Below are 1,459 nucleotides of genomic sequence, written 5' to 3' on the forward strand. Positions count from 1 at the left end.
CGCCGTGGGGCGAGCGTCAGGGACAGCGCATGGTTGGGGTCCGAGGCATCGCTGACGAAGAGGGTCACCGGCGTCTCGTTCCCAGTGGCGACATAGATGGCCGAGCCGTCGACACGGGTGCTGGCGTCCGAGACGGTGCGCACCTGCGGGTTCGGGAACGGGGTGAGGATGCGGTTGAGGTGATCGATGGCGATCTCGAGGATGAGGTTGACGCCGATGGTGGCCTCAACCGTCACCGGACCGACCTCGAGGTGGGTCGGACTCGGAGCCGGCGACTCCGCCTTCACGCGCAGGAAGCGCCCACCCCAGTCGTCCGGTTCCAGGGTCCACTCACCGGCGAGCACGGCGTCCGGGATCGGCGGCAGCTCGATGCCGATGTCCTCGGGCTGGGCCACCGCTGAGCTGATACCCGTCACGAAGACCGCCAGGCTCATCATCAGCAATGACAGCGGAGCTCGGGAGCAAGGCAGGCGGTCGCTTGGCATGTCTCAAGTCCTCGATCGATCGGGCGGATGGACGGCCCGGGCGTTGTCACTGGGTCGACGCCGACGGGGCGACGTCTGCCGTTGCATCCGCTCCGCGTTGCTTGCGCTCGCGCGCATCCTGATAGGCGTCCAGGTACGTGATCAGCGGTCGGTAGTTGCGGAAGGCGACCTGCACCTCGTAGGTCCGGGGTCGGGTCACCGGATCGGCACCGGGGCCGGTGATGACCTGCTTGCCGCTCACCCGCACCCGGTCGCTGTCGGCCTCGTACTGGACGAGTTCGGGGGCGAAGCGCACGCTCACCCGGTCGCGCTTCAGGGCTTCGACCTGATCGTCCAGAATCCCGGCGATGGCGCGACGGAGACTCGGGCTGAGCAGTGGTTCGAGGGTACGGCGCAGGAAGGGCGCATTGGTCGGGGTGACGTTGCCGAGCAGCTCGGTGACGAAGAGACCCCAGGCCTCCTTGACCTCCTGGCTTGCGGAGGCGCGCGCCACATTGACCTGGCTCTCCAGGATCGGCGGCACCAGCACCACGGTGCGCTCGGCCTGCAGCAGCGCGCCGAGGGTGAGCAGGTTGGTGGTGAGGAGCGCGATCAGGAGACCGCGGTGGAAGCGGTTCTCGGTGACCAGGCGCTGCCAGGTCTGGCGGAAGCGCACCAGGTTCATCCGCGCGGCTTCATGGCAGGTAGCGCCGCACGAAGGGATTGGGCGTAGAGCGATGCCCCATCGGCATGAGGCCGATCCAGTAGAGCGCGTGCAGCGCATAGCCGTCGGCGCGGCTCTCGCGGAAGCGGCGATAAAGGCGCACGGTGACCAACCCGAGCAGGATGAAGATCAGCGGCTGATTGACCAGGATGCCGATCACCAGCACCAGGAAGAAGGGCGTGACATCGTCGATGCGCCAGAACAGCAGGTTCGGCGGATCGTCGATGTGACGGGGCAGCTCCAGGGTCGCCATCGGGGTCGCTCGCTCCGG

At 67.6% G+C, this 1,459-nt stretch carries 2 protein-coding genes and 1 pseudogene; all 3 read right to left on the reverse strand.

Going from position 1 to position 1,459, the window contains the following annotated elements:
* Positions 1 to 485, reverse strand: a pseudogene (locus G3480_RS26600) (hypothetical protein); the annotation flags it as partial.
* Between the two features lie 46 nt (positions 486 to 531).
* Positions 532 to 1,149: a TraE/TraK family type IV conjugative transfer system protein gene (locus G3480_RS26605; RefSeq protein ID WP_164657205.1), complete on the reverse strand. Its 618-nt coding sequence runs from the start codon at positions 1,147 to 1,149 to the stop codon at positions 532 to 534.
* A 10-nt stretch (positions 1,150 to 1,159) separates the two neighbouring features.
* A partial coding sequence (gene traL / locus G3480_RS26610; RefSeq protein WP_476718477.1) for a type IV conjugative transfer system protein TraL occupies positions 1,160 to 1,459 on the reverse strand: 300 nt, incomplete at its 5' end.

Source organism: Thiorhodococcus mannitoliphagus, from assembly GCF_010915725.1.
In the GTDB taxonomy this organism is placed as follows: domain Bacteria; phylum Pseudomonadota; class Gammaproteobacteria; order Chromatiales; family Chromatiaceae; genus Thiorhodococcus; species Thiorhodococcus mannitoliphagus.